Below are 22119 nucleotides of genomic sequence, written 5' to 3'. Positions count from 1 at the left end.
CCGGGACCGGCCGAAGCCGGACCGGCCATGAAACCCCTAGCACGCGCTGTCGTGCAAATTCTGTGTGCCGGTCGTACGGCCCCTGTAACGCTTGCGCGACGCTTCTTGCGCGTACGGTCACGGAACGGGCACCGCGCTTGACGTGTCAGTGGCCTGGGGCAGACTTGGCCGGGAATGACACATTCGATCAAGGCCCGTGCGATGAGCGAAGGCGCCGGACGGCCAGTGGGGGACGCGGAGAGATGAGCCAGGACGGCGCACACGGCCGGTACGCGGGACAGGCTCTGGCCGGTGGCCGCTACCAACTGCGCGACTTGCTCGGCGAGGGCGGCATGGCCTCGGTGCACCTGGCGTACGACGCCGTGCTCGACCGCCAGGTCGCGATCAAGACCCTTCACACGGAACTCGGCCGGGAACAGGCCTTCCGCGAGCGCTTTCGCCGCGAGGCACAGGCCGTGGCCAAGCTCACGCACACCAACATCGTCTCCGTCTTCGACACCGGCGAGGACGATCTGGGTGGTCTGACGACTCCGTACATCGTCATGGAGTACGTCGAGGGCCGCCCGCTGGGCTCGGTCCTCGAGGAGGACATCCGGCAGTACGGCGCGATGCCCGCCGACAGGGCGCTGAAGGTCACCGCGGACGTGCTGGCGGCGCTGGAGATCAGCCACGAGATGGGGCTGGTCCACCGCGACATCAAGCCGGGCAACGTGATGGTGACCAAGCGTGGCGTGGTCAAGGTCATGGACTTCGGCATCGCCCGTGCCATGCAGTCCGGTGTGACGTCGATGACACAGACCGGCATGGTCGTCGGCACCCCGCAGTACCTCTCGCCCGAGCAGGCCCTCGGCCGCGGCGTGGACGCCCGCTCCGACCTGTACTCGGTCGGCATCATGCTGTTCCAGCTGGTCACCGGGCGGCTGCCGTTCGACGCGGACTCGGCGCTGGCGATCGCCTACGCGCATGTGCAGGAGGAGCCGGTCGCGCCCTCCTCGGTCAACCGGTCCCTGCCGCCCGCGGTGGACGCGCTGGTCGCCCGCGCGCTGAAGAAGAACCCGAACGAGCGCTTCCCGACCGCCGAGGCCATGCGGGACGAGTGCCTGCGCGTCGCCGCCTCCTTCCAGGCGGCCGCGCCGAGCATCGTGCCGGGCGCCGGGCCGACGCAGAGCGGCGCGGGCGTCGGCTCCGCGGTGTTCCCGCCGGTCGACCGGACCGCCCAGGCAGCCCCCGGCCCGGTCCAGACGCCGTACCAGCCGGGCCCGTACGGCACTCCGCAGACACCGGCCGCGGCCTACGGCTACCCGCAGCAGGGCGGCTACCCGACACCGCCCTCGATGGGCTACGGCCCGCAGACCGCGCCGACCCCGCCGCCGTACACCATCTCGCCCCAGCAGGCCGCCCAGACGTCCGTGGCCGGCGGCAAGGGCAACAGGCCGGTGATCATCGGCTCGATCGTGGTGTCGCTCGTCGCGGTCGGCGCGCTGGTCGCCGCGCTGATGATGAACAACGACCCCAACCACAAGGGTGGCAGCGGCGGCACCTCGGCGTCCTCCTCCCACCCGGCGGGCTACCGCGGTCCGGACACCACGCGGCAGATCGACAAGACCAAGTGCACCGAGCCGACCGAGGCCTACAACGACGAGACCAAGGTCGAACTGCCCGACTTCCGCTACAAGGACGTCACCTCCGTGAAGGCCTGCTTCCAGGCCGCCCACTGGATGTACAAGGTCACGCCCCAGGACGACAACACCTGGGGCAAGGACACCGTCCTGGACCAGTTCCCCTCGGCGGGCACGAACATCGACCCGAAGCACCCGGGCACCATCGAACTGACCGTCTCCACGGGCAATCCGCCGCAGTGACGGCCGGGACGACCGCGACGGCGTCCCGAAAGCGACCGGGTCAGACGGAGGTTGACGCCCCCTCACCCGGGGCGACGGCTCCGGATCCGAGGGTCCGCTCAACCCGAGGTACTGACCGGCCTCTCGCACAGAGGCAGGGCCCGGCGCTTTCCGTGCCGGGCCCCGGTCGTTTCAGGTATGGCCTGGGTGCTTACGGGAACGGCCCCCGTGGTTACAGGTACGGGCCGCCGGACCGGCCGCCCGTGCGCGGGTCGTCGCCCTCGTGTCCCGTCACGCCGGGCGGAAGCGCGCGGCGCATCTGTTCCAGCTGGGCCCGCGCGGCCATCTGCTGGGCGAACAGCGTCGTCTGGATCCCGTGGAAGAGGCCTTCCAGCCAGCCCACCAACTGGGCCTGTGCGATGCGCAGTTCCGCGTCGCTCGGGGTCGCGTCGTCGTTGAACGGCAGGGAGAGCCGCTCGAGTTCCTCGACCAGTTCCGGCGCGAGGCCGTCCTCCAGCTCCTTCACCGAGCTGGAGTGGATCTCCTTCAGCCGCACCCGGCTGGCCTCGTCCAGAGGAGCCGCACGCACCTCCTCCAGAAGCTGCTTGATCATGCTGCCGATCCGCATGACCTTGGCCGGCTGTTCCACCTGCTCCGTCACCGGGGTCTCACGGGACTCGTCGTCCCCGTTGCCGCCGCCGAGAGCCATCCCGTCCTGGCCCACGACGAGGATCTGGGGGTTCTCCGGCGACCGTTCGTTCCTCGGCATCTCCATGCCGCCATTCTCTCGCACGCCTACACCTCATCACCGTGGTGCCCCCTCATGGGGCTGATCCACCGTTTAGCCCCGACGGCGCACTCTGAAATGCCTTGTTCGCCACTGAATGTGAGGGTTGTACCCGTCGCTCATTCATCGATCCGGCGATCAGGACATCCGGGCTCCGGGAGGTCACCGACGTGACTCCATGGCTGCGCATCACGCTCCGCTGCACAGGACCGCTCCTCGCCCTCGCCGCGGCCCTGCCCGCGTACGGCGCCATACCCAGGCAAACACCCCCGGCGTACGGCAACATACCTGGGCAAACCACCCCGGCGTACGGCACCATACCCGGGCACCCCAAGCCGTCGTACACCGCCGAGCCCGGCCCCGGCGGCTCCACGGGGGCGGGACGTCCGCACCGCTCCGTCCCGCCGATAGGCGGGGGCGGCCCGTACCGCCCCGTACCCCCGGAGCACACCCCACTCGAACGCCCGCACGAGCCCGGCTCCGGCCCTGCGGACTCCGCCGGGCACGATCAGGGTCCCGGTCCCGGTCGGACCGGCTCCCCTCTCGCCGAACCCGCCCCGATACCCATGCCCTCCGACTCCGCCTCGGCCTCGTACCGCCCGCCCGGAGCCGTTGCGCCGACCCGGGCGGGCAGCCCGGCCGGCGAGGGGCGGATGCGGCCGGGCCGGCCGGACGGGCCCGCGGCCGAGGTGGAGGGCGACGACTATCCCGTCCCCACCCGGACCCCCGCCTCCGGCCGGCCGGAGGAGCCGGAGACGGCGGACCTCCCCACCCTGACACCGCCCCCCTCGAACGTCCCCGACGAGGCCGGCCTCAACCAACCCCCGGCACAGAACCCCGCCTCCCAGGGCCAGACCGCCCCCGCACCGGTCCTGCAGATACTCCCCCTGGGCAGCGGCCTGGTCCTCATAGGCCTGGGCCTGGCCCTGGCCTTCCTGGGCCTCAGACTCCGCCGGGACTGACGACGGCAAGCACCCGCGGTCGTACTCCGGAACAGCGTGCCGCCCCGGCCCCGCGGCCCTACGGAGCGACCAGCAGCACCTTCCCGATGTGCCCGCTCGCCTCCACCACGCGATGCCCCTCCGCCGCCTCCGCCATCGGCACCTCCCGGTCCACGACCGGCCGCACATGGCCACCGGCCACCAACGGCCACACATGCTCCCGCACGGCCGCCACGATCGCCGCCTTCTCGCTCACCGGCCGCGCCCGCAACGAGGTCGCACTGATCGCGGCCCGCTTGCTGAGCAGGGTGCCGATGTTCAGTTCACCCTTCACCCCGCCCTGCATGCCGATGATCGCGAGCCGCCCGCTGACGGCAAGCGCCTGGACGTTGCGGTCCAGATACTTGGCCCCCATGTTGTCGAGGATCACATCGGCCCCCGCACCCCCGGTGGCCTGCTTGATCTCGGCGACGAAGTCCTGCTCGCGGTAGTTGATCAGGACGTCCGCGCCCAGCTCGGCACAGCGCTCCAGCTTCTCCTTCGTACCGGCCGTCACCGCGACCTTGGCACCGACGGCCTTGGCGAGCTGGATCGCCATGGTGCCGATGCCGCTGGACCCGCCGTGCACGAGCAGCGTCTCGCCGGGCCGCAGATGGGCGACCATGAACACGTTGGACCAGACCGTGCAGACCACCTCGGGCAGCGCGGCCGCCTGCCTGAGGTCGACGCCCTCGGGCACGGGCAGCAGCTGCCCGGCCGGTACGACGACCCTCTCGGCGTACCCACCGCCCGCGAGCAGCGCGCACACCTCGTCGCCGACGGCCCAGCCGGACACCCCGGGGCCGAGCGCGGCGATCCTGCCGGAGCACTCCAGGCCCGGGTAGGGGGAGGCCCCGGGCGGCGGGTTGTAGAAGCCCTGCCGTTGCAGGATGTCGGCACGGTTGACGGCGCTGGCCACCACCTCGACCAGCACCTCGCCCTCGCCGGGCACCGGGTCGGGGGCCTCCGCCCACACCAGCGCCTCGGGACCACCAGGTTCGGGAATCGTGATCGCATGCATGTCCGCGACGCTACTCCCCACCCGGGCCGGCTCCGGGGCAGACCCGCTCGCTCCCGTTGGTCGGGGGTGCCGGGTCAGTCGCGGGGCAGCGGCCGTGTGCCCGGGGCAACCTGGGCCCCGGGACTCGCCCGCACGATGGTGATCAGCCGGTCCGTCAGCTGCAGCGTGCCGACCGCCGGATCGTCGTATCCGAGCACCCGGTGCCCTCGTACGACACTGATCACCAGGTCCTCGGTCTCGCGCGTCCGCTTGCCCACCTCGCCGCGCACCACGGGACGTTCGACCAGGTCCAGCCCGCTGCCCTGCTGGATCAGGTCCTCCATGACCATGCCGGCGGCGGGGCTGAGCACGGAGAGCCCGAGCAGCCGGCCGGCCGCGCTCGCGGAGGTGATGACGGCGTCGGCCCCGGACTGCTTGAGCAGCGGCGCGTTCTCCTCCTCACGCACGGCTGCCACGATCTTCGCGCCCCGGTTGAGCTGCCGCGCGGTCAGCGTGACGAGGACGGCGGTGTCGTCGCGCTGCGGGGCCACGATGATCTGCCGGGCCTTGTGCGCCTCGGCCCGCTTGAGCACGTCACTGCGCGTCGCGTCGCCCACGACCCCGGCGTAACCCTCGGCGGTCGCGGCGTCGACCGCCTTGGCGCTCGGGTCGACCACGATCACCTGCTCCTTCTTCAGCCCCGTCGCACAGACGGTCTGGATCGCCGAGCGTCCCTTGGTGCCGAAGCCGATGACGACGGTGTGATCGCGCAAGGCGGACCTCCAGCGGTTCAGGCGCCACTCCTCCCGGGTCCGTTCGGTGAGGACCTCCAGCGTGGTACCGACCAGGATGATCAGGAACAGCACGCGCAGGGGCGTGATGACGAAGATGTTGGTGATCCGGGCGCCGTCGCTGACCGGGGTGATGTCGCCGTAGCCGGTGGTGGACAGCGTCACGGTCGCGTAGTAGAAGGCGTCGAGCAGACCGACCGAACCGCCGGCGTCGTCGTGGTAGCCGTCACGGTCGGCGTAGACGACCATCGCGGTGGCGACCAGCACGAGCAGGGCCATGAGCAGCCGTTTGACGACCTGGCGGATCGGGCGGTCCACCACTTTCCTCGGGAGTTTCACCCGATCGGTCACCAGATCCTCGCCCGCCGGACGGGCGATGGCGTCATGGCCCGGAAGTTTCACGTGAAACACACCTCGATGCCGGCCGCCGCCCACGGCAGGTCCAGCAGCTCCGCCTCCTCGCCCTGCCGGGCCCCTCCGGGCGGTACGACGGCCAGCGCGTCGGCGGCGGCGATACCGCGGAGCATGGCCGGACCGTTGTAGTGCAGCGGTACGGCACGATCCCCGCGCAGCACCACGGGGATCAGCCGGGTGTCGTACGGGTGTCCCTGCACCGCCTCCTTCAGCGGCAGCGTGTACGGCTCGGGAGCCGGGTGGGCGGCCAGAGTGCGCAGCAGCGGCTCGGCGAGCGTGAGCAGGCCGGAGACGGCCGCGAGGGGGTTGCCGGGCAGGCCGACGAGGTGCTGGTCGTCCTTGGTGCGGGCCAGCAGCATGGGGTGGCCGGGACGCACCTTGACGCCGTCGACGAGGAGTTCGGCGCCGACGCGCTCCAGGACGGGGTGGACGTGGTCGACGGGGCCGGCGGCGGTGCCTCCGGTGGTGACGATCAGGTCGGCCGTGGCGCCTTTGACGGCCTTGTGCAGCGCCTTGGCGTCGTCGCCGATCCGGCGCACCGCGACGACCTCGGCGCCGAGCGCGCGCAGCCACGGCGGCAGCATGGGGCCGAGCGCGTCCCGGATCAGCCCGTCGTGCGGCCGTCCCTCGGTCAGCAATTCGTCGCCGAGCACGAGGACTTCGACGCGGGGACGCGGTACGGCGGTGACGGTGTCGTACCCGGCCGCCGCGGCGAGCCCCAGCACGGCGGGGGTGACCCGGGTGCCGACGGGCAGCAACTGGTCGCCGCTGCGGCACTCCTGGCCGCGCGGGCGAATGTCCTGGCCGTGCACGATCTCCCGGGTGGCGTGGAGCCGGCCCTGGGTGTCGGTGCGGCCGTGCTCGCTGCGCAGGACCGCGGTGGTGTCGGCCGGGATGCGGGCGCCGGTGGCGATACGGACCGCCTCGCCGTCGGTGAGCGGCTCGGGCTGGGCGTTCCCCGCGAGCACCCCTTCCTCCCGTACCTCCCACGGCCCGGGTCCGGCGACCGCCCAGCCGTCCATCGCGGAGGTGTCGAAGGACGGCAGGTCGGTGAGCGCGTCCAGAGGGGCGGCCAGGACCAGGCCGAGGGCGTCGCCGAGCGGCACGGAGACGGGGGCACGGCGGAGCCGGGCGCGGGCCGCGCGGGCGGCGATCTCACGGGCCCGGTGCCAGGAGGTGGCCCGGTGCCGCTCGCCGTGTGCTTCGGGCGCCGGGGCGGACAGCCGGCCCGGATGGTCGCCCCTGGGCTCTCTCACGAGGGCGAGGGCCTCCTCGACGTCGAGTTCGTCGCTGTCGTCGGCGGGTGCTCCGGCCCGGGTTCCGGGGGCGGTCATCCGGCGTCCGGGGCGCTCGGGCCCCCGCTGTTCTCTGTGCCGCGCTTGCCGTTCTCTTCCGCCCAGCGCAGCGCGAGCGCGGCGGCCTTGCGCGCGGCCTCGGCGACGGCCTCGGGGCCTCCCTCGCCCCGGGCCGCGGCGTAGCCGACGAGGAAGGTGGTCAGCGGGGCGGCGGGCCGGGCGACGCCGTGCGCGGCGTCACGGGCCAGGTCGAGCAGAACGCCGGTGTCGACGTCCAGGTCGATGCCCAGCTCGTCCTTGACTGCGGAGATCCATTCATCCAACACGTGCCCATGCTCCCTGATGCGTGCCCTGGCGTTGACGAGGTCGTCCCAGGTGTCGCAGTCGAAGGACGCGAGCGGGTCCGGGACGCGGGTGAGGCGGAGGGCGCCGGTCAGCCGGCGCAGGGGCAGTCCGGTCAGGCCGTCGGGACCGGCCGCGAGGGCGGCCAGCTCGCGGCGGAGCGCGGCGGCGCGGTAGGCGGCCACGAGCGGCTGGTCCCGGCCGTCGGCGTCGGTGAGCAGCGCCCCGTCGGCCCCGGTTTCGCCGAGGGCGGCCAACAGCCGCCGCAGCGTCGCCGGTTGGAGGAAGGGCAGGTCGGCGGAGAGGACGACGGTGTGGTCGGCGGTGGTGAGCCGCAGCCCGGCGTCCAGCGCGGCGACCGGCCCGGCGCCGGCGGGTTCCTCGCGCACCCAGCGCACCGGCCGGGCGGTGGGCCGCCTGTCGGCCACCACGACGGTCTTCCCGGCGTCCGCGCAGGCCGCGAGCACCCGGTCGATGAGTGTCCGGCCCCCGACCCGCAGGCCGGGCTTGTCGGCCCCGCCGAGCCGCCGGGCGGCACCGCCGGCCAGCACGACGGCGTCGTACGGCACCGGCGTCCCGGGGGCGGCGTTGTCGGTCACCCCCCGAGTATGTCCCGGGGGGTGCCGCTTGTATCGTCCGCGGGGCCTTCCTTCCGGGCCCCGCGTGCGTCACAGGGTGCGCAGGAGCACCGCCGGCTGTTCCACACAGTCCGCCACATACCGCAGGAAGCCGCCCGCCGTGCCGCCGTCGCACACCCGGTGGTCGAAGGTGAGCGAGAGCTGGACGACCTGGCGCACCGCCAGCTCGCCTTCGTGCACCCATGGTTTGGGGACGATCCGGCCGACGCCGAGCATGGCCGCCTCGGGGTGGTTGATGATCGGGGTGGAGCCGTCGACACCGAAGACCCCGTAGTTGTTCAGCGTGAAGGTCCCGCCGGTCAGCTCCCCGGGTGTCAGCGCCCCGGTGCGGGCGGACTCGGTGAGCCGGGCGAACTCGGCGGTCAGCGACTCGGCGTCGCGCGCCTGGGCGTCCCGGACGACCGGCACGACCAGCCCGCGCTCGGTCTGCGCGGCGAACCCGAGGTGGACGTGGTCGAGCTGGACGACCTCGCGGGCCTCGGCGTCGACGTAGGAGTTCAGCTCGGGGAACCGGGCGAGAGCAGCCGTGCAGACGCGGGCGAGCAGCGCGAGGAGGGAGATCTTCGGCCCGCCGGTCGCGTTCATGGCGGCACGCGCACGCATGAGTTCGGTGGCGTCGGCGTCGACCCAGCAGGTGGCGTCCGGGATCTCCTGGCGGCTGCGGGAGAGCTTGTCGGCGACGGCGCCCCGGATGCCCTTGAGCGGGACACGGAGGCCGCCCCCGGGTGCCGTGGCGGCGCGCACCGGCTCCGGTGCGGCGGGGGCGCTGGTGGTCGTGGCCCGTCGCAGGACGTCCTCGACGTCGGCGCGCAGGATCAGCCCGTCGGGCCCCGAGCCGGACAGCTGCCTGAGGTCCAGGCCGTTGTCCCGGGCGAGCCTGCGCACGAGCGGGGAGATCACCGGGACGGGTCCCTCGGCGGGCGCCGGTGCCGTCACGCGCGCGTGGGGCGTGGCGGCGGTCGCGGGCTGCCGGGACCTTCCGTTCCGCTCGGCCCGCACCTCCCCGGGGGCCTCCGCTCGCCGGGCCTGCCCGTTCGCCGCGTCCATGCCCGCGGACGCGGCCCGTATCCGGCGCCGCCGGGCCGCGGGGGCCTGTGTGCCGTAACCGACGAGGACGTTGCCGGAGCCCTCCGGCTCCGCGGCGGCCGACGGTTCGCCCACGGCCACCGTCAACAGCGGGGCACCGACGGGCAGTTCGGTGCCCTCCTCCCCGAAGCGGGCGGTGATCACGCCGCCGTACGGGCAGGGCACCTCGACCGTCGCCTTGGCCGTCTCGACCTCGACGACCGGCTGGTCGACGGCGACGACGTCACCGACCTGGACCAGCCAGCGGACGATCTCCGCCTCGGTGAGTCCCTCGCCGAGGTCGGGCAGCTTGAACTCCAGCACCTGTGCCATCAGCCCTCGGCCTCCCACTGCAGCCGGGCCACGGTGTCCAGGATGCGGTCGACGCCGGGCAGGTGGTGCCGCTCCAGCATGGGCGGCGGGTAGGGGATGTCGAAGCCGGCCACGCGCAGCACCGGCGCCTCCAGGTGGTGGAAGCAGCGCTCGGTGATCCGGGCCGCGATCTCGCCGCCCGGCCCGCCGAAGCCGGTGGACTCGTGGACGACGACCGCGCGTCCGGTGCGCCGTACGGCCGCGCAGACCGTCTCGTCGTCGAACGGCACCAGCGAGCGCAGGTCGACCACTTCCAGGTCCCAGCCCTCGGCCTGCGCGGCCTCGGCGGCCTCCAGGCAGACCGGCAGGGAGGGGCCGTAGGTGATCAGCGTGGCGCTGCGGCCGGGCCGGCGCACCACCGCACGGCCGAGGGGTTCCACGTCGGTCGGGTGCTCGGGGTTCCAGGAGTCCTTGGACCAGTAGAGCCGCTTGGGCTCCAGGAAGACGACGGGGTCGTCGGAGGCGATGGCCTGGCGCAGCAGGCCGTAGGCGTCGGCGACGGTGGCGGGCGTGACGACGTGCAGGCCCGGCGTGGCCATGTAGTAGGCCTCGGAGCAGTCGCTGTGGTGCTCGACGCCGCCGATGCCGCCGCCGTAGGGGACACGGACGGTGATCGGCAGGGGCATCTTCCCGCGCGTGCGGTTGCGCATCCGCGAGACATGGCTGATGAGCTGTTCGAACGCCGGGTAGGCGAACGCGTCGAACTGCATCTCGACCACCGGGCGCAGGCCGTACATGGCCATGCCGACGGCGGTGCCGAGGATGCCGGCCTCGGCGAGCGGGGTGTCGGTGCAGCGGTCCTCGCCGAACTCCTTCGCGAGGCCGTCGGTGACCCGGAAGACACCGCCGAGGGTGCCGACGTCCTCGCCCATGACGTGCACGGCGGGGTCGGCGGCCATCGCGTCGCGCATCGCGCGCGTGAGGGCCTGCGCCATGGTGGCGGGCTTGACGGCCACGGTGGTCATCGGGCGCCGCCTTCCTGCTCGCCGTGCTGCTCCTGCTCGGCTTCCAGTTCGGCCCGCAGCAGGGCGCGCTGTTCGCGCAGCTGGGCGGTGGTCTCGGCGTAGACGTGGTCGAAGAGGGCCATGGGGTCCAGCTCGGGATCGCGGTTCATGCGTTCGCGCAGGGCGGCGGCCATCGCTTCGGCGTCCTTCCTTGCCGAGTCGATGCCGGCCTCGTCGAGCAGTCCGCGCGCGGTCAGCTCCGCCTCCAGCAACTCGATCGGGTCGTGGGCGCGCCAGGCCTCGACCTCGGCGTCGCCCCGGTAGCGGGTGGCGTCGTCGGCGTTGGTGTGGGCGTCGATGCGGTAGGTCACCGCCTCCACCAGGGTCGGGCCACCGCCCGCACGCGCGTGCCGTACCGCGTCGCTGAGGACCTCGTGCACGGCCGCCGCGTCGTTGCCGTCGACCAGCCGGCCCGGCATGCCGTACCCGACGGCCTTGTGGGCCAGGGAGGGGGCGGCGGTCTGCTTGGCGAGCGGGACGGAGATGGCGAAGCCGTTGTTCTGCACGAGGAAGACGACCGGGGCCTGCCAGACGGCGGCGAAGTTCAGCGCCTCGTGGAAGTCGCCCTCGCTGGTGCCGCCGTCGCCGACCAGGGCGAGCGCGACCACGTCGTCGCCCTTGAGGCGGGCGGCGTGCGCGAGCCCGACGGCGTGCGGCAGCTGGGTGGCGAGCGGGGTGGAGAGGGGCGCCACGCGGTGCGCGTGGGGGTCGTAGCCGCTGTGCCAGTCGCCGCGCAGCAGGGTGAGGGCCTCGACGGGGTCCACGCCCCGGGCGACGACGGCGAGCGTGTCGCGGTAGCTGGGGAAGAGCCAGTCACGTTCTTCCAGGGCCAGGGCCGCGGCGACCTCGCAGGCCTCCTGGCCGGTGCTGGAGGGGTAGACGGCGAGGCGGCCCTGCTTGGTGAGCGCGGTGGCCTGCGTGTTGTAACGGCGACCGCGGACCAGCTGTGCGTAGAGCCGGCGCAGCAGGTCCGGGTCGGCCTTGGCGGCCGCCTCGGTGCCGAGGACGCGGTACGGCTCGGTGTCGGGCAGCAGCGGCGCGGGATCCGTGCGGGGCTGCCAGGCGGGCGGCGGGGAAGGCCGGTAAGCGCCCCGCTGCTCCATGACCGTCATGACGGCACCTCCTCGTGGGAGCGGCTACGGGAGACGGGTCGGCTGTGAGCCGTCTCACCAACCGATTGTTCGGTCGCCGGCACATTTTGGCTACAGCTCCCTCCAGGCTGTGGACAAACGGTTCTCCACAGCCTGGAATGAACGCAGGACGTCCACGGCGAGGGAGCGGGGGGCAATGGCAGCTGAACAAATGGCCGACGGACCGCAGGACGGCACGGCGCTGCCGCCCCCGCGTCCGCTGGACGCCATCGATCAGGACATCCTGAAGATGCTGCAGGCGGACGGCCGCGCCTCGATACGGTCCGTCGCCGAACGCGTCCACGTCTCGCGCGCCAACGCCTACGCGCGCATCAACCGGCTCGTCGAGGACGGTGTCATCCGCGGGTTCAGCGCGCGGGTGGACCACGAGCGGGCGGGGCACGGCACGTCCGCCTACGTCACGCTGAAGATCGTCCAGAACACCTGGCGCACGGTCCGCGAGCAGCTCAGACAGCTGCCCGGCGCCTCCCACATCGCTCTTGTGGGAGGCGACTTCGACGTACTGCTGCTGGTGCACACGCCCGACAACCGGGCGCTGCGCGAACTGGTGCTCACCCGGCTCCAGGCCATCCCCGAGGTGCTCAGCACCCGCACGCTGCTGGTGTTCGAGGAGGAGGACCTGGAGCCGGAGGCGTGAGCGGGACCTAGTCCTGGCGCAGTCCCGCGAAGACCAGCCGGGCCACCGCGTCGGCGACCTCGCGTTCGCCGGCGCCCCGCGGGTCCGGCCGGTACCACTCCACGATCGAGTTGATCATCCCGAAGACCAGCCGGGTGGCCAGCCGGACCTCGACGTCGCCGCGCACGTCCCCGTCGGCCGCCGCGGCCTTCAGCAGTTCCGCGACCCGGTGGTCGAAGTCACGGCGCCGCTCCAGCGCCCACCGCTCCGTCGCGGTGTTGCCGCGCACCCGCAGCAGCAGCGTGACGTACGGCAGCTCGCCTATGAGCACCTCGACCATGCGCCGTACGACGTGCTCCAGCCGGTCGACGGGCCGCCCCACGCGCGCGTGCTCCTCGTCCAGGATGGCGAACAGGCCGTCCAGGGCGCGGCTGACGGCCCGGCGCAGCAGCTCCTCCTTGCCGCTGACGTGGTGGTAGATCGACGACTTGGAGATGCCGGCCGCCTTGGACAGGTGCTCCATGGAGGTGCCGTCGTAACCGCGCTCGTTGAAGACCTGGACGGCCACGGAGAGCAGCGTCTCGGGCGTGTACGTGTCGCGTCTGGCCGTGGTCATGGGGTGCCCTCCCGCTTGTCGATGGCATACGCGTGGCGATAGAGCGCGAGGGAGGGCGCGTAGCGTCCGGAGGGGTCGCGCTCGTGCATCTCGTCCAGGACGTCGAAGGCGAACTCGCGGCCGAGCCTGCGGTCCCACTCGAACGGACCGAGCGGGTAGTTCACCCCGAGGCGCATGGCCGTGTCGACGTCCTCCTCGGTGGCGACGCCCTTGGCGACGGCGTCGTGGGCGAGGTCGATGATCCGGGCGACGGTGCGCGCGACGATCATGCCGGGGACGTCGCCGATGACGCTGACGTCCTTGCCGAGTGCCTGGAAGAGGCCCGTGGCCTCAGCGAGGGTGTGCGGCGAGGAGTCCTGGGAGGCGGACAGGGCGATGCGGGTGGCGGTGCGGTAGTCGAGGGCGAGGTCGAAGTAGACGACGTCGCGGAACTCCACGGCGGTCTGGCCGTCGGCGAGCACCAGCTGACCGCCGCTGGGCAGCACCAGCCGGGTGCCGTTGTCCTCGTCCTCCTCGCGGACCTGGATGCCCGCCTCGCGGATCAGCGTGAGCAGTTCGGCCGCGGGGCCGAGGCGGCCCTCGGCGACGACGTACGCGGGCGGCTGTTCCTTGTCGGCGGTGTGCGGCTCGGGCGCCTCGGCGCCTTCGGAGTGGTCGTACCAGCCGTGGCCGGTCTTGCGGCCGAGGCGTCCGGACTCCACCAGCCGGCGCTGGGCGAGGGACGGCGTGAAGCGCACGTCCTGGAAGAAGGACTGCCACACGGAGTGGGTCACGGACTCGTTGACGTCCTGACCGATCAGGTCGGTCAGCTCGAAGGCGCCCATCCTGAACCCGCCGGACCCGCGCAGGACCGCGTCGATGGTGGCCGGGTCGGCGGCCTGGGCCTCATGGACGGCGAAGGCCTCGGCGTAGAACGGCCGGGCGATCCGGTTGACGATGAAGCCCGGGGTGTCGGCGCAGGCCACCGGGGTCTTGCCCCAGGCGCGGGCGGTCTCGTACGCGCGCGTGGCCGACGCGACGTCGGTGGCGAACCCGGAGACGACCTCGACCAGCGGCAGCAGCGGGGCCGGGTTGAAGAAGTGCAGGCCCACGAAGCGGCCGGGCCGGCGCAGGGCCCCGCCGATGGCCGTCACCGACAGCGAGGAGGTGTTGGTGGCGAGCAGGCAGTCCTCGGCGACGATCTCCTCCAGTTCGCCGAAGAGCTGCTGCTTGACGTCGAGCCGCTCCAGGACGGCCTCGATGACCAGCCCGCAGTCCGCCAGCTCCGTCAGGCTCTCGGCGGGCTCGAGGCGGGCGCGGGCCGCGTCCCGGTCGGCGCCGGTGATCCTGCCCTTGTCCGCGAGCCGGTCCAGGCGGGCACCGATGGCCGCGGCCGCTTCCCGGGCACGCCCGGCGACGGCGTCGTAGAGCCGCACGGGGTGGCCGGCGACCAGCGCGACCTGGGCGATGCCCTGGCCCATGGTGCCGGTGCCGACGACGGCCACGGGGCTGCTGAGGTCGAGTGCTGTCATGTGCGCGATCCTCCCGCACGACGTTGTCCACAGATGCGGCGGACCCCCTTGTCCCGACCGATCGTTCGGTTACTCTAGCTCTGACCGCCCGATCCCGCTGCTCTTTCTGCAAGGTCACGAACTCGACGACGAGTTCTCCAGACGAGGAGTTGGTCCCGCATGGCCGCCGAACTGACCGCCCACGAGCTGATCGCGAAGCACCGGCCCACCCTTGACCAGGCCCTGGAAGCGATCCGCACGCGCGCGTACTGGTCCCCCCACCCCGAGCATCCGAAGGCCTACGGCGAGAACGGCAGCCTGGACGCGGCGGCGGGCAAGGCCGCCTTCGACGCCCTGCTGAACACCCGGCTCGACCTCGGCCAGCCCGGCACGGACGACTGGGTGGGCGGCGAGGTGTCGCCGTACGGCGTCGAGCTGGGCGTCAGCTATCCGCACGCGGACGTGGACGTGCTGATCCCCGCGATGCGGGCCGGGCAGCGGGCCTGGCGGGACGCGGGCGCGGAGACCCGGGCGATGGTGTGCCTGGAGATCCTCAAGCGGATCAGCGACCGGACGCACGAGTTCGCGCACGCGGTCATGCACACCAGCGGCCAGGCCTTCATGATGGCCTTCCAGGCGGGCGGCCCGCACGCCCAGGACCGCGCCCTGGAGGCGGTGGCGTACGCGTACGCGGAGCAGGTCCGCACGCCCCAGGCGGCCGAGTGGACCAAGCCCCAGGGCAAGCGCGACCCGCTGGCGCTCACCAAGCAGTTCACGCCGGTCCCGCGCGGCCTCGCCCTGGTCATCGGCTGCAACACCTTCCCGACCTGGAACGGCTACCCGGGCCTGTTCGCCTCCCTGGCCACCGGCAACGCGGTCCTGGTCAAGCCGCACCCCCGCGCGGTGCTGCCGCTCGCGCTGACCGTGCAGGCCGCGCGCCAGGTGCTCAGCGAGACGGGCTTCGACCCGAACCTGGTGGCGCTGACCGCCGAGCGCCCCGGCGAGGGCATCGCCAAGACGCTCGCCACCCGCCCCGAGGTCCGGATCATCGACTACACCGGGTCGACGTCCTTCGGCGACTGGCTGGAGGCCAACGCCCGGCAGGCGCAGGTCTACACCGAGAAGGCCGGCGTCAACACGGTGATCGTGCACTCCACCGACAACTACAAGGGCATGCTGTCCAACCTGGCGTTCTCGCTGTCCCTGTACAGCGGCCAGATGTGCACCACCCCGCAGAACCTGCTCATCCCGCGGGACGGCATCCGCACCGACGCGGGCCCCAAGACCTTCGACGAGGTCACCGCCGACCTCGCCCGCGCGGTCGACGGCCTCCTCGGCGACGACGCCCGGGCGAACGCCCTGCTGGGCGCGATCGTCAACCCGGACGTCAAGGCCCGCCTGGAGGCCGCCGCCGGCCTCGGCGAAGTCGCCCTCGCCTCACGGGAGATCAGCAACCCCGAGTTCCCGGGCGCGGTCGTGCGCACCCCGGTCGTCGTGAAGCTGGACGGCGCCAAGCCGGACGACGAGGCGGCCTACATGAGCGAGTGCTTCGGCCCGGTCTCCTTCGCCGTAGCGGTCGACTCGGTGAGCGACGCGGTGGAGCTGCTGCGCCGCACGGTCCGGGAGAAGGGCGCGATGACGGTCGGCGCCTACACCACCGACAGCGAGGTGGAGCAGGCCGTCGAGGAGGTGTGCCTGGAGGAGGCGGCCCAGCTGTCGCTCAACCTCACCGGCGGGGTGTATGTGAACCAGACCGCCGCGTTCTCCGACTTCCACGGCTCGGGCGGCAACCCGGCGGCGAACGCGGCCCTCACCGACGGCGCGTTCGTGGCCAGCCGCTTCCGGGTGGTGGAGGTACGCCGGGAGGCCTAGGAGGCCGGGACCACGCCTCCCGTGGCGCTCCAGTGGTACAGCGTCATCGCCACGCTGGTGGCGAGGTTGTAGCTGGAGACCTGGGGGCGCATCGGAAGCCGCAGCAGCCGGTCGGCACGCGCGCGCAGCTCGTCCGACAGGCCGCTGCGCTCCGAGCCGAACGCGAGCACGGCGTCGTCCGGGAGCCTGACGCCCCGGATGTCGTCGCCCTCGGGGTCCAGGGCGAACACCGGCCCCGGGGGCAGCTCGTCGACGCCGAGGCGCTCGACGGCGGTCGCGAAGTGCAGTCCGGCGCCGCCGCGCACCACCGTCGGATGCCAGGGGTCGAGCGTGCCCGTGGTGACCACCCCGGTCGCCCCGAAGCCGGCGGCCAGCCGGATCACGGCCCCGGCGTTGCCGAGGTTGCGCGGGTTGTCCAGGACCACGACGGGCGCGCTGCGCGGGATGCGGGCGAGCCTGCGCAGAGCGGCCTCGCGGGACGGCCGTACGGCGAGCGCGGCCACGCCGGTCGGGTGGGGCCGCGGGACGAGCGAGGCGTACGTCTGCGCGGGCACCTGGGTGAGCAGCGCGTCCAGTGCGTCCTGGACGTCCTCCGCCAGCTCCTCGGCGAGGGCGAGGGCCGCCCGCCGGTCCGTGGTGATCGCCACGGGGACCTCGGCCCCGAAGCGCAGTGCGTGCTTGAGGGCGTGGAAGCCGTCGAGCAGCACGGCGTCGTCGGCGTGCGCGAGCCAGCGGGCCAGCGGGTCGGTCATGCGGTGAACCTTCCCCCACGCTCGGCCGCGCTCGCGCGGGGGGAGTCCCATCGGCCCTGGGAGCCGTCCTCGGCGCTCTCCTGAGGGGAGCGCGGCGCGGGCACCGTGCGCTCGTCACGCCGGGCGAACCGCTCACACGCGCGTACGGCGAGTGTGCCCAGCCGGCGCAGGAACGGCGTCGGCAGGAAGACGGCGTCCGCGGTGATCATCGCCAGCGAGAAGAACGGCAGGCCGAGCACGACCGCGATCACCGAGTGCTCGATCATCAGCAGCACCAGCAGGACGTTCTTGACCCGCCGGTTGAACAGGGTGAACGGGAAGGCGACCTGCACCATGACCGTGCCGTAGGCGACGACGGCCATGATCGTGCCGCTGGAGGACATCAGGTCGGCCAGGGCGGGCCAGGGCGAGAAGTAGTCCAGGTGGAGCGGGTAGTAGACGGCGGTGCCGTCCTGCCAGCGCGAGCCCTGGATCTTGTACCAGCCGGCCGTCGCGTAGATCAGGCAGGCCTCCGCCATGATCACGACCAGGGCGCCGTTGTGCAGGACGTTGGCGACGGCGTCCAGCAGGATCCGCGGCTCCGACGACCTCGGCCGGCGGCCGGCGGCCCACCACAGGGCGAGTCCCGCCCACGCCGTCCACAGCAACGCGGGGATCAGCCAGCCGTTGGCGAACCGGCCGGTGAACGTCGCCAGGACGAGCACCAGGCCGAACACCGCCCACAGGGCCGGTCCCACCCGGTCGGCGGCCACCCGTTCCCCACGCTCGCGTGCCGCCTCCACGCGTGCCGCCCGCCGCGCGTCCAGGGACCAGACCTGTCCGCAGCGCGTGAAGACGAGGTAGAAGGACATCAGGTGCAGCACGTTGTCGCCGCCGTCGCCCACGAAGACGCTGCGGTTCTGCAGCGACAGCACGCCCACCATGAACAGCACCGACGCCGTCCGGGTGCGCCAGCCGACGAGCAGCGCGGCGGCGGCGAGTATCGCCAGCAGGTAGAAAGACTCGAACCACAGCTGCCCGTCGGTCCACAGCAGGGCCGTGAAGGCGTGGTTGTCGGCCGTCAGCTCCTTGGCGAGGTTCCAGCCCCAGGGTCCGGCCGGGCCGTACAGCTCCTGGCGGTGCGGGAACTCGCGCAGCAGGAACAGCAGCCACGTCCCGGCGAACCCGATGCGCACCACCGCGCTCTGGTACGGCCCGAGAGCCGCCTCGGTGACCTTGGCGACACCGCGCGAGAGGGTCAGGGAGAGCCTGTTCACTTCACGCCTCCCGCTGCCTCGTCGGCCGTCACGGTCCACCAGGGCAGTACTCGGTAGACGGGCTTGTCGGACACGCGCTCACCGCTCCACCGGGGCGGCTGCACATTGGTGGTGCTGGAACGGATCTGCACGCGCTGGATGACGCCGTCGGCCGGAGAGGTCCGGTACAGGCGCATCACCACGATCCGGCGCAGGTACTGCTCGGAGAGCGAGCCGCGCATGCCCACGGGGCGGTTGTCGGCGCTGTGGGTGGCGGTGAAGAAGTCCCAGGCACGGCGCAGCTCGTTCTGCTGGGCGTGGCTCGGCACCAGGTTGCCGTCTATCGCGGCACCGTCCTGGGCGGACAGGTCGGTCCACCCGGTGGTGCGCAGACCGGCGCTCTTCGTCCGCACCACGGCTCGCACCTGGACGGCGATGTTCTGCTGCAGCGGGTTGGGCGCGAACAGCTTCCAGTTCTGCTCGAACTCGGGGTACACCCACTCCTCGACCGCCTTGCCGTGCTGCTTGGTCACGGTGTTGGCGGGGGCGAGGCTGAGGAACACCATCAGCAGATGCACACAGGCCGCGACCGCGACCACCGCGACCACCGCCGCGGCGGCGACCTGGTAGCGGGGGGAGAGGGCGGCCACTCCGGTACGGGGCCCGGAGGGCGGCAGCACGGGTGCGCCGGGCCCCGCGGCGGTGACCGGACGGGTGGCCCCGCCCGGACCGGCGGGCCCCTGCGGGGTGGCTGTCCGGGCCTGCTCGTCCCGCCCGGCCGCCCGGGCCGCCTGCCCGCCGCGATCGCCGTCGGGCTCCTCGCCGGCCGCCGGGTCCACGCCGCCCGTGGCATCCGTGCCCGTCGGCGAAGCCGGGTCGGCCGGGGAACCCTCCGGGAGACGCGCCCCCACCGACCCGCCGGGGCCGGATCGGACCCCCGGGTCCTCGTCGTACGCGTCCATTCCGCCCCGTCCCCCGTTTCGGCTCAGTCGTTCGGCTCAGTGGGCCCGCTCAGTGGTCCCGCTCAGTGGAGTGGCGCCCGCCACGAGCGTCCCATGCTTCACGTACGCCCCTCCTGGGCGTAGCACGGAACGGTACTCAGCCCGGGCCACCGGGCGCAGCCCCGGGTACGGGCGAGGACCGTGGTCCTCGCCACGCGGCACGGCGCCGGGCCCTGCCCGCACCCGGCCTCCCGCAGGTCGTCCACAGCCCGCCCGCCGGAGTTTTCCACAGCGGTTGACGCCCCTCGCGGGCCCGGCAAGCCATGAACGCACGTGGACCGAACGATCGGTCGGGACGGGGGAGGCTGGACCTCCGGGAACGCCACGGCTCCACCCCCATTCCCTTCTTCTAGAACCTGTTCTATCTTGACGCACCGTCAGATCACCGACCCCCGTCGGAGGGACAGGCCGTGGACTTCACCTTCACCGAGGAGCAGCGGGCGGCGGCCGAGGCGGCGCGCGGGGTGTTCGCCGCGGTGGCCCCGGACGCGGTGCCCAGCCCGGCGCTCACCACAGGGGCCGTGGCCGAGGGCTTCGACCGGGAGCTGTGGTCCCGGCTGGCCGAGGCGGACCTGCTGAGTCTGCTGCTCGACGAGGCACACGGCGGTTCCGGCCTGGACGCGATCGCGCTGTGCCTGGTGCTCAGGGAGTCCGCCAAGGTGCTCGCCCGGGTACCGCTGCTGGAGCACAGCGCGGCGGCAGCGACCGTACAGGCCTACGGCGGACCGGAGTTGGCGGGGCGTCTGCTGGCGCGGGCCGGCCGGGGCGAGCTGGTGCTGACCGTCGCGGCGCACGGCCGCAGCGGCCACGACCCGGCCGGACTGGCCGTCGGCGCACGGCGGGACGGGACGGCATGGGTGCTGGACGGGGTGCAGACGGCGGTGCCGTGGGCGTACGACGCGGACCTCGTGGTGGTACCGGCGCATCTGGAGGGAGGGGCCGCCGAACGGACCGTGCTCGCGCTGGTCCCGCGTGAGGCGGACGGGCTGGTGCCGGCCGAGCAGGTGTCCACCAGCGGGGAGCGGCTGGCCGAGCTGCGGCTCACGTCCGTACGGATCGACGCGGCCGACGTCATCGAGGCGGACGGTGCCTGGGAGTGGCTCCACGCGCTGCTGGCCACCGGTGTCTGCGCGCTGGCACTCGGGCTGGGCGAGCGGGTGCTGGGCATGACCGCCGAGTACACCGGCAAGCGGGAGCAGTTCGGGTATCCGATCGCGACGTTCCAGGCGGTGGCCGTGCAGGCCGCCGACCGGTACATCGATCTGCGCGCCATGGAGGCCACCCTGTGGCAGGCCGCGTGGCGGATCGCCTCGGGTGCGCCGGGGGCACTGCCCGCCGCCGGGGACGTCGCCGTGGCGAAGATCTGGGCGGCGGAGGGGGTGCGCCGGATGGTGCAGACGGCCCAGCACCTGCACGGCGGTTTCGGCGCCGACACCGACTACGCGCTGCACCGCTATCACGCCTGGGCCAAGCACCTGGAGCTGGCGCTCGGCCCCGCGGCGGCGTACGAGGAGCGGCTCGGGGACCTGCTCGCGGCCCATCCGCTGGGCTGACCGCACGCCCCCGGGGCCGGGGGCTACAGGACGAAGCCGGGCTGACCGTCGTCCGTGATCACCTCGCGGCCGGCGGCCTGCCAGACCTGCATGCCGCCGTCGACGTTCACCGCGTCGATGCCCTGCTGGACCAGGTACATGGTGACCTGCGCCGAGCGGCCGCCGGAGCGGCAGATGACGTGAACGCGGCCGTCCTGCGGGGCGGCCTCGGTCAGCTCTCCGTAACGGGCCACGAACTCGCTGATGGGGATGTGCAGCGCTCCCTGGGCATGGCCCGCCTGCCACTCGTCGTCCTCGCGGACGTCCAGGAGGAAGTCGCCGTCCTTGAGGTCCGTGACCTCGACCGTGGGTACACGAGCTGCGAAGTTCATGTCCCCGACGCTACCCGAACGCGCCGGTGCCACCGGAACGAGCCGCGTTCAGCCCTGTTCCAGCAGGGCCGCCAGCTGCGCCTCCCGCTGGGCGATGTCGGCACGCAGCCTGTCGGCGATCTCCTCGAGCAGCGCGTCGGGGTCGTCCGGGGCGAGCCGGAGCATGCCGGCGATGGCGCCGTCCTCCAGTTCGCGTGCGACGAGGGTGAGGAGTTCCTTGCGCTGGGCGAGCCATTCGAGGCGCGCGTACAGTTCCTCGGCCGGGCTCGGGCGCCGCTCGGGCGGAACCGGGCCGGCCGCCCACTCCTCGGCCAGCTCCTTCAGCAGCGCCTCGTGACCGCGGGCGTAGGCGGCGTTGACGCGGGTGAGGAATTCCTCACGCCGCTTCTGTTCCTCTTCTTCCTGGGCGAGGTCGGGGTGGGCCTTGCGAGCCAGGTCGCGGTAGAGCTTGCGGGCCTCCTCGCTGGGCCGCACCCGCTCCGGCGGCCGTACGGCCTGTTCGGTGAGCATGGCGGCGGCCTCCGGGAACAGACCGTGGCCGTCCATCCAGCCGTGCAGCAGTTCCTCCACGCCGGGGATCGGCAGGACCCGGGCGCGGGCCTCCTCGGCGCGGCGGATGTCCTCCGGATCGCCGGTGCGGACGGCCCTGGCCTCGGCGATCTCGGCGTCCAGCTGCTCGATACGGGCGTAGAGGGGGCCGAGCCGCTGTTCGTGCAGCCGGGAGAAGTTCTCGACCTCGACGCGGAAGGTCTCCACGGCGATCTCGTACTCGATCAACGCCTGCTCGGCGGCCCGTACGGCCTGTTCGAGCCGTTCCTCGGGCCGCGGTGCCTGGGACTGTTCGGCTTCCGGGGTCGTCACGCGCCCAGCGTAGCCGCTGCGCCCGGCTCGGACGGGGGGTGCGGGGTCTTGCCGTAGGTCCCGCGCGGGGTA

General features: G+C 73.0%; 20 protein-coding genes. 5 read left to right on the top strand and 15 right to left on the bottom strand.

Features of this window, described 5'->3' with window-relative positions:
• Positions 1–242: 242 nt before the first annotated feature.
• A complete protein-coding gene (locus tag AB0D93_RS01495; protein WP_362111020.1) occupies positions 243–1862 on the top strand; it encodes a protein kinase in 1620 nt (539 codons plus the stop codon).
• A 211-nt stretch (positions 1863–2073) separates the two neighbouring features.
• Here the strand turns inward: AB0D93_RS01495 and AB0D93_RS01490 are convergent, their stop codons facing one another.
• A complete protein-coding gene (locus AB0D93_RS01490; protein WP_362111017.1) occupies positions 2074–2616 on the bottom strand; it encodes a bacterial proteasome activator family protein in 543 nt (180 codons plus the stop codon).
• A 182-nt stretch (positions 2617–2798) separates the two neighbouring features.
• Between AB0D93_RS01490 and AB0D93_RS01485 the strand changes: the two genes are divergently transcribed.
• Positions 2799–3590, top strand: coding sequence for a hypothetical protein (locus AB0D93_RS01485; RefSeq protein ID WP_362111014.1), 792 nt, complete (start codon positions 2799–2801; stop codon positions 3588–3590).
• Between the two features lie 58 nt (positions 3591–3648).
• On the opposite strand, the gene AB0D93_RS01480 is transcribed toward AB0D93_RS01485, so the two are convergent.
• From AB0D93_RS01480 to pdhA, 7 genes are all read right to left on the bottom strand, one after another.
• Positions 3649–4629 (bottom strand): NAD(P)H-quinone oxidoreductase, encoded by a 981-nt coding sequence (locus tag AB0D93_RS01480; protein WP_362111011.1) that lies wholly within the window; start codon positions 4627–4629, stop codon positions 3649–3651.
• Between the two features lie 74 nt (positions 4630–4703).
• Positions 4704–5801, bottom strand: coding sequence for a potassium channel family protein (locus tag AB0D93_RS01475; RefSeq protein WP_362111008.1), 1098 nt, complete (start codon positions 5799–5801; stop codon positions 4704–4706).
• Entirely contained in the window at positions 5798–7147 is a 1350-nt protein-coding gene (locus AB0D93_RS01470; RefSeq protein ID WP_362111005.1) for a molybdopterin molybdotransferase MoeA, read from the bottom strand. The genes AB0D93_RS01475 and AB0D93_RS01470 overlap by 4 nt, the downstream gene beginning before the upstream one ends.
• Positions 7144–8049, bottom strand: coding sequence for an NTP transferase domain-containing protein (locus tag AB0D93_RS01465; RefSeq protein ID WP_362111002.1), 906 nt, complete (start codon positions 8047–8049; stop codon positions 7144–7146). Before AB0D93_RS01465 ends, AB0D93_RS01470 begins: the two co-directional genes overlap by 4 nt.
• Positions 8050–8118: 69 nt before the next feature.
• On the bottom strand, positions 8119–9486 hold the full coding sequence (locus AB0D93_RS01460) for a dihydrolipoamide acetyltransferase family protein (protein WP_362110999.1): 1368 nt from the start codon (positions 9484–9486) through the stop codon (positions 8119–8121).
• Positions 9486–10490 carry an alpha-ketoacid dehydrogenase subunit beta gene (locus AB0D93_RS01455; RefSeq protein ID WP_362110996.1) on the bottom strand — a complete coding sequence of 335 codons (1005 nt, stop codon included), beginning with the start codon at positions 10488–10490 and terminating at the stop codon, positions 9486–9488. The genes AB0D93_RS01460 and AB0D93_RS01455 overlap by 1 nt, the downstream gene beginning before the upstream one ends.
• Entirely contained in the window at positions 10487–11641 is a 1155-nt protein-coding gene (gene pdhA, locus AB0D93_RS01450) for a pyruvate dehydrogenase (acetyl-transferring) E1 component subunit alpha (RefSeq protein ID WP_362110993.1), read from the bottom strand. The genes AB0D93_RS01455 and pdhA overlap by 4 nt, the downstream gene beginning before the upstream one ends.
• Positions 11642–11831: 190 nt before the next feature.
• Here pdhA and AB0D93_RS01445 point away from each other — a divergent pair, with 190 nt between their 5' ends.
• Entirely contained in the window at positions 11832–12317 is a 486-nt protein-coding gene (locus AB0D93_RS01445) for an Lrp/AsnC family transcriptional regulator (protein WP_362111832.1), read from the top strand.
• 7 nt (positions 12318–12324) lie between these two features.
• On the opposite strand, the gene AB0D93_RS01440 is transcribed toward AB0D93_RS01445, so the two are convergent.
• Together AB0D93_RS01440 and AB0D93_RS01435 are read right to left on the bottom strand one after the other, a co-directional pair.
• The gene (locus tag AB0D93_RS01440) at positions 12325–12912 is read right to left on the bottom strand and encodes a TetR/AcrR family transcriptional regulator (protein WP_362110990.1); all 588 of its coding nucleotides are present in this window, start codon (positions 12910–12912) and stop codon (positions 12325–12327) included.
• Positions 12909–14423 carry a 3-hydroxyacyl-CoA dehydrogenase gene (locus tag AB0D93_RS01435; RefSeq protein ID WP_362110987.1) on the bottom strand — a complete coding sequence of 505 codons (1515 nt, stop codon included), beginning with the start codon at positions 14421–14423 and terminating at the stop codon, positions 12909–12911. Before AB0D93_RS01435 ends, AB0D93_RS01440 begins: the two co-directional genes overlap by 4 nt.
• A 159-nt stretch (positions 14424–14582) precedes the next feature.
• On the opposite strand from AB0D93_RS01435, the gene paaN reads away from it, so the two are divergent.
• On the top strand, positions 14583–16274 hold the full coding sequence (paaN, locus tag AB0D93_RS01430; RefSeq protein WP_362110984.1) for a phenylacetic acid degradation protein PaaN: 1692 nt from the start codon (positions 14583–14585) through the stop codon (positions 16272–16274).
• On the opposite strand, the gene AB0D93_RS01425 is transcribed toward paaN, so the two are convergent.
• From AB0D93_RS01425 to AB0D93_RS01415, 3 genes are read right to left on the bottom strand one after another with little or no spacing between them, the layout of a single operon-like run.
• The gene (locus AB0D93_RS01425) at positions 16271–17026 is read right to left on the bottom strand and encodes a TrmH family RNA methyltransferase (protein WP_362110981.1); all 756 of its coding nucleotides are present in this window, start codon (positions 17024–17026) and stop codon (positions 16271–16273) included. The genes paaN and AB0D93_RS01425 overlap by 4 nt on opposite strands.
• Complete coding sequence (locus AB0D93_RS01420) at positions 17023–18282, bottom strand: HTTM domain-containing protein (protein ID WP_362110978.1); 1260 nt, start codon at positions 18280–18282, stop codon at positions 17023–17025. Before AB0D93_RS01420 ends, AB0D93_RS01425 begins: the two co-directional genes overlap by 4 nt.
• Positions 18279–19223 (bottom strand): DUF5819 family protein, encoded by a 945-nt coding sequence (locus AB0D93_RS01415; RefSeq protein ID WP_362110975.1) that lies wholly within the window; start codon positions 19221–19223, stop codon positions 18279–18281. Before AB0D93_RS01415 ends, AB0D93_RS01420 begins: the two co-directional genes overlap by 4 nt.
• A gap of 449 nt (positions 19224–19672) precedes the next feature.
• On the opposite strand from AB0D93_RS01415, the gene AB0D93_RS01410 reads away from it, so the two are divergent.
• Positions 19673–20815, top strand: a complete 1143-nt coding sequence (locus AB0D93_RS01410; protein ID WP_362110972.1) for an acyl-CoA dehydrogenase family protein — start codon at positions 19673–19675, stop codon at positions 20813–20815.
• A 23-nt stretch (positions 20816–20838) separates the two neighbouring features.
• Here AB0D93_RS01410 and AB0D93_RS01405 read toward each other — a convergent pair whose 3' ends face one another.
• Complete coding sequence (locus AB0D93_RS01405) at positions 20839–21186, bottom strand: rhodanese-like domain-containing protein (protein ID WP_362110969.1); 348 nt, start codon at positions 21184–21186, stop codon at positions 20839–20841.
• 48 nt (positions 21187–21234) lie between these two features.
• Positions 21235–22047 carry a hypothetical protein gene (locus tag AB0D93_RS01400; protein WP_362110966.1) on the bottom strand — a complete coding sequence of 271 codons (813 nt, stop codon included), beginning with the start codon at positions 22045–22047 and terminating at the stop codon, positions 21235–21237.
• Positions 22048–22119: the final 72 nt, after the last annotated feature.

The sequence above is a fragment of the Streptomyces sp. NPDC048191 genome, assembly GCF_040652655.1.
In the GTDB taxonomy this organism is placed as follows: Bacteria; Actinomycetota; Actinomycetes; order Streptomycetales; family Streptomycetaceae; genus Streptomyces.
Note: the sequence above shows the minus strand (reverse complement) of the source record. Positions and strands in the feature narration are given on the sequence as shown.

Coding starts and splice junctions, on each gene's coding strand:
- AB0D93_RS01455 (WP_362110996.1), bottom strand. CDS start 10,490: ATGACCACCGTGGCCGTCAAGCCCGCCACCATGGCGCAGGCCCTCACG.
- pdhA (WP_362110993.1), bottom strand. CDS start 11,641: ATGACGGTCATGGAGCAGCGGGGCGCTTACCGGCCTTCCCCGCCGCCC.
- AB0D93_RS01490 (WP_362111017.1), bottom strand. CDS start 2,616: ATGGAGATGCCGAGGAACGAACGGTCGCCGGAGAACCCCCAGATCCTC.
- AB0D93_RS01405 (WP_362110969.1), bottom strand. CDS start 21,186: ATGAACTTCGCAGCTCGTGTACCCACGGTCGAGGTCACGGACCTCAAG.
- AB0D93_RS01460 (WP_362110999.1), bottom strand. CDS start 9,486: ATGGCACAGGTGCTGGAGTTCAAGCTGCCCGACCTCGGCGAGGGACTC.
- AB0D93_RS01440 (WP_362110990.1), bottom strand. CDS start 12,912: ATGACCACGGCCAGACGCGACACGTACACGCCCGAGACGCTGCTCTCC.
- AB0D93_RS01495 (WP_362111020.1), top strand. CDS start 243: ATGAGCCAGGACGGCGCACACGGCCGGTACGCGGGACAGGCTCTGGCC.
- AB0D93_RS01445 (WP_362111832.1), top strand. CDS start 11,832: ATGGCCGACGGACCGCAGGACGGCACGGCGCTGCCGCCCCCGCGTCCG.
- AB0D93_RS01480 (WP_362111011.1), bottom strand. CDS start 4,629: ATGCATGCGATCACGATTCCCGAACCTGGTGGTCCCGAGGCGCTGGTG.
- paaN (WP_362110984.1), top strand. CDS start 14,583: ATGGCCGCCGAACTGACCGCCCACGAGCTGATCGCGAAGCACCGGCCC.
- AB0D93_RS01415 (WP_362110975.1), bottom strand. CDS start 19,223: ATGGACGCGTACGACGAGGACCCGGGGGTCCGATCCGGCCCCGGCGGG.
- AB0D93_RS01435 (WP_362110987.1), bottom strand. CDS start 14,423: ATGACAGCACTCGACCTCAGCAGCCCCGTGGCCGTCGTCGGCACCGGC.
- AB0D93_RS01470 (WP_362111005.1), bottom strand. CDS start 7,147: ATGACCGCCCCCGGAACCCGGGCCGGAGCACCCGCCGACGACAGCGAC.
- AB0D93_RS01425 (WP_362110981.1), bottom strand. CDS start 17,026: ATGACCGACCCGCTGGCCCGCTGGCTCGCGCACGCCGACGACGCCGTG.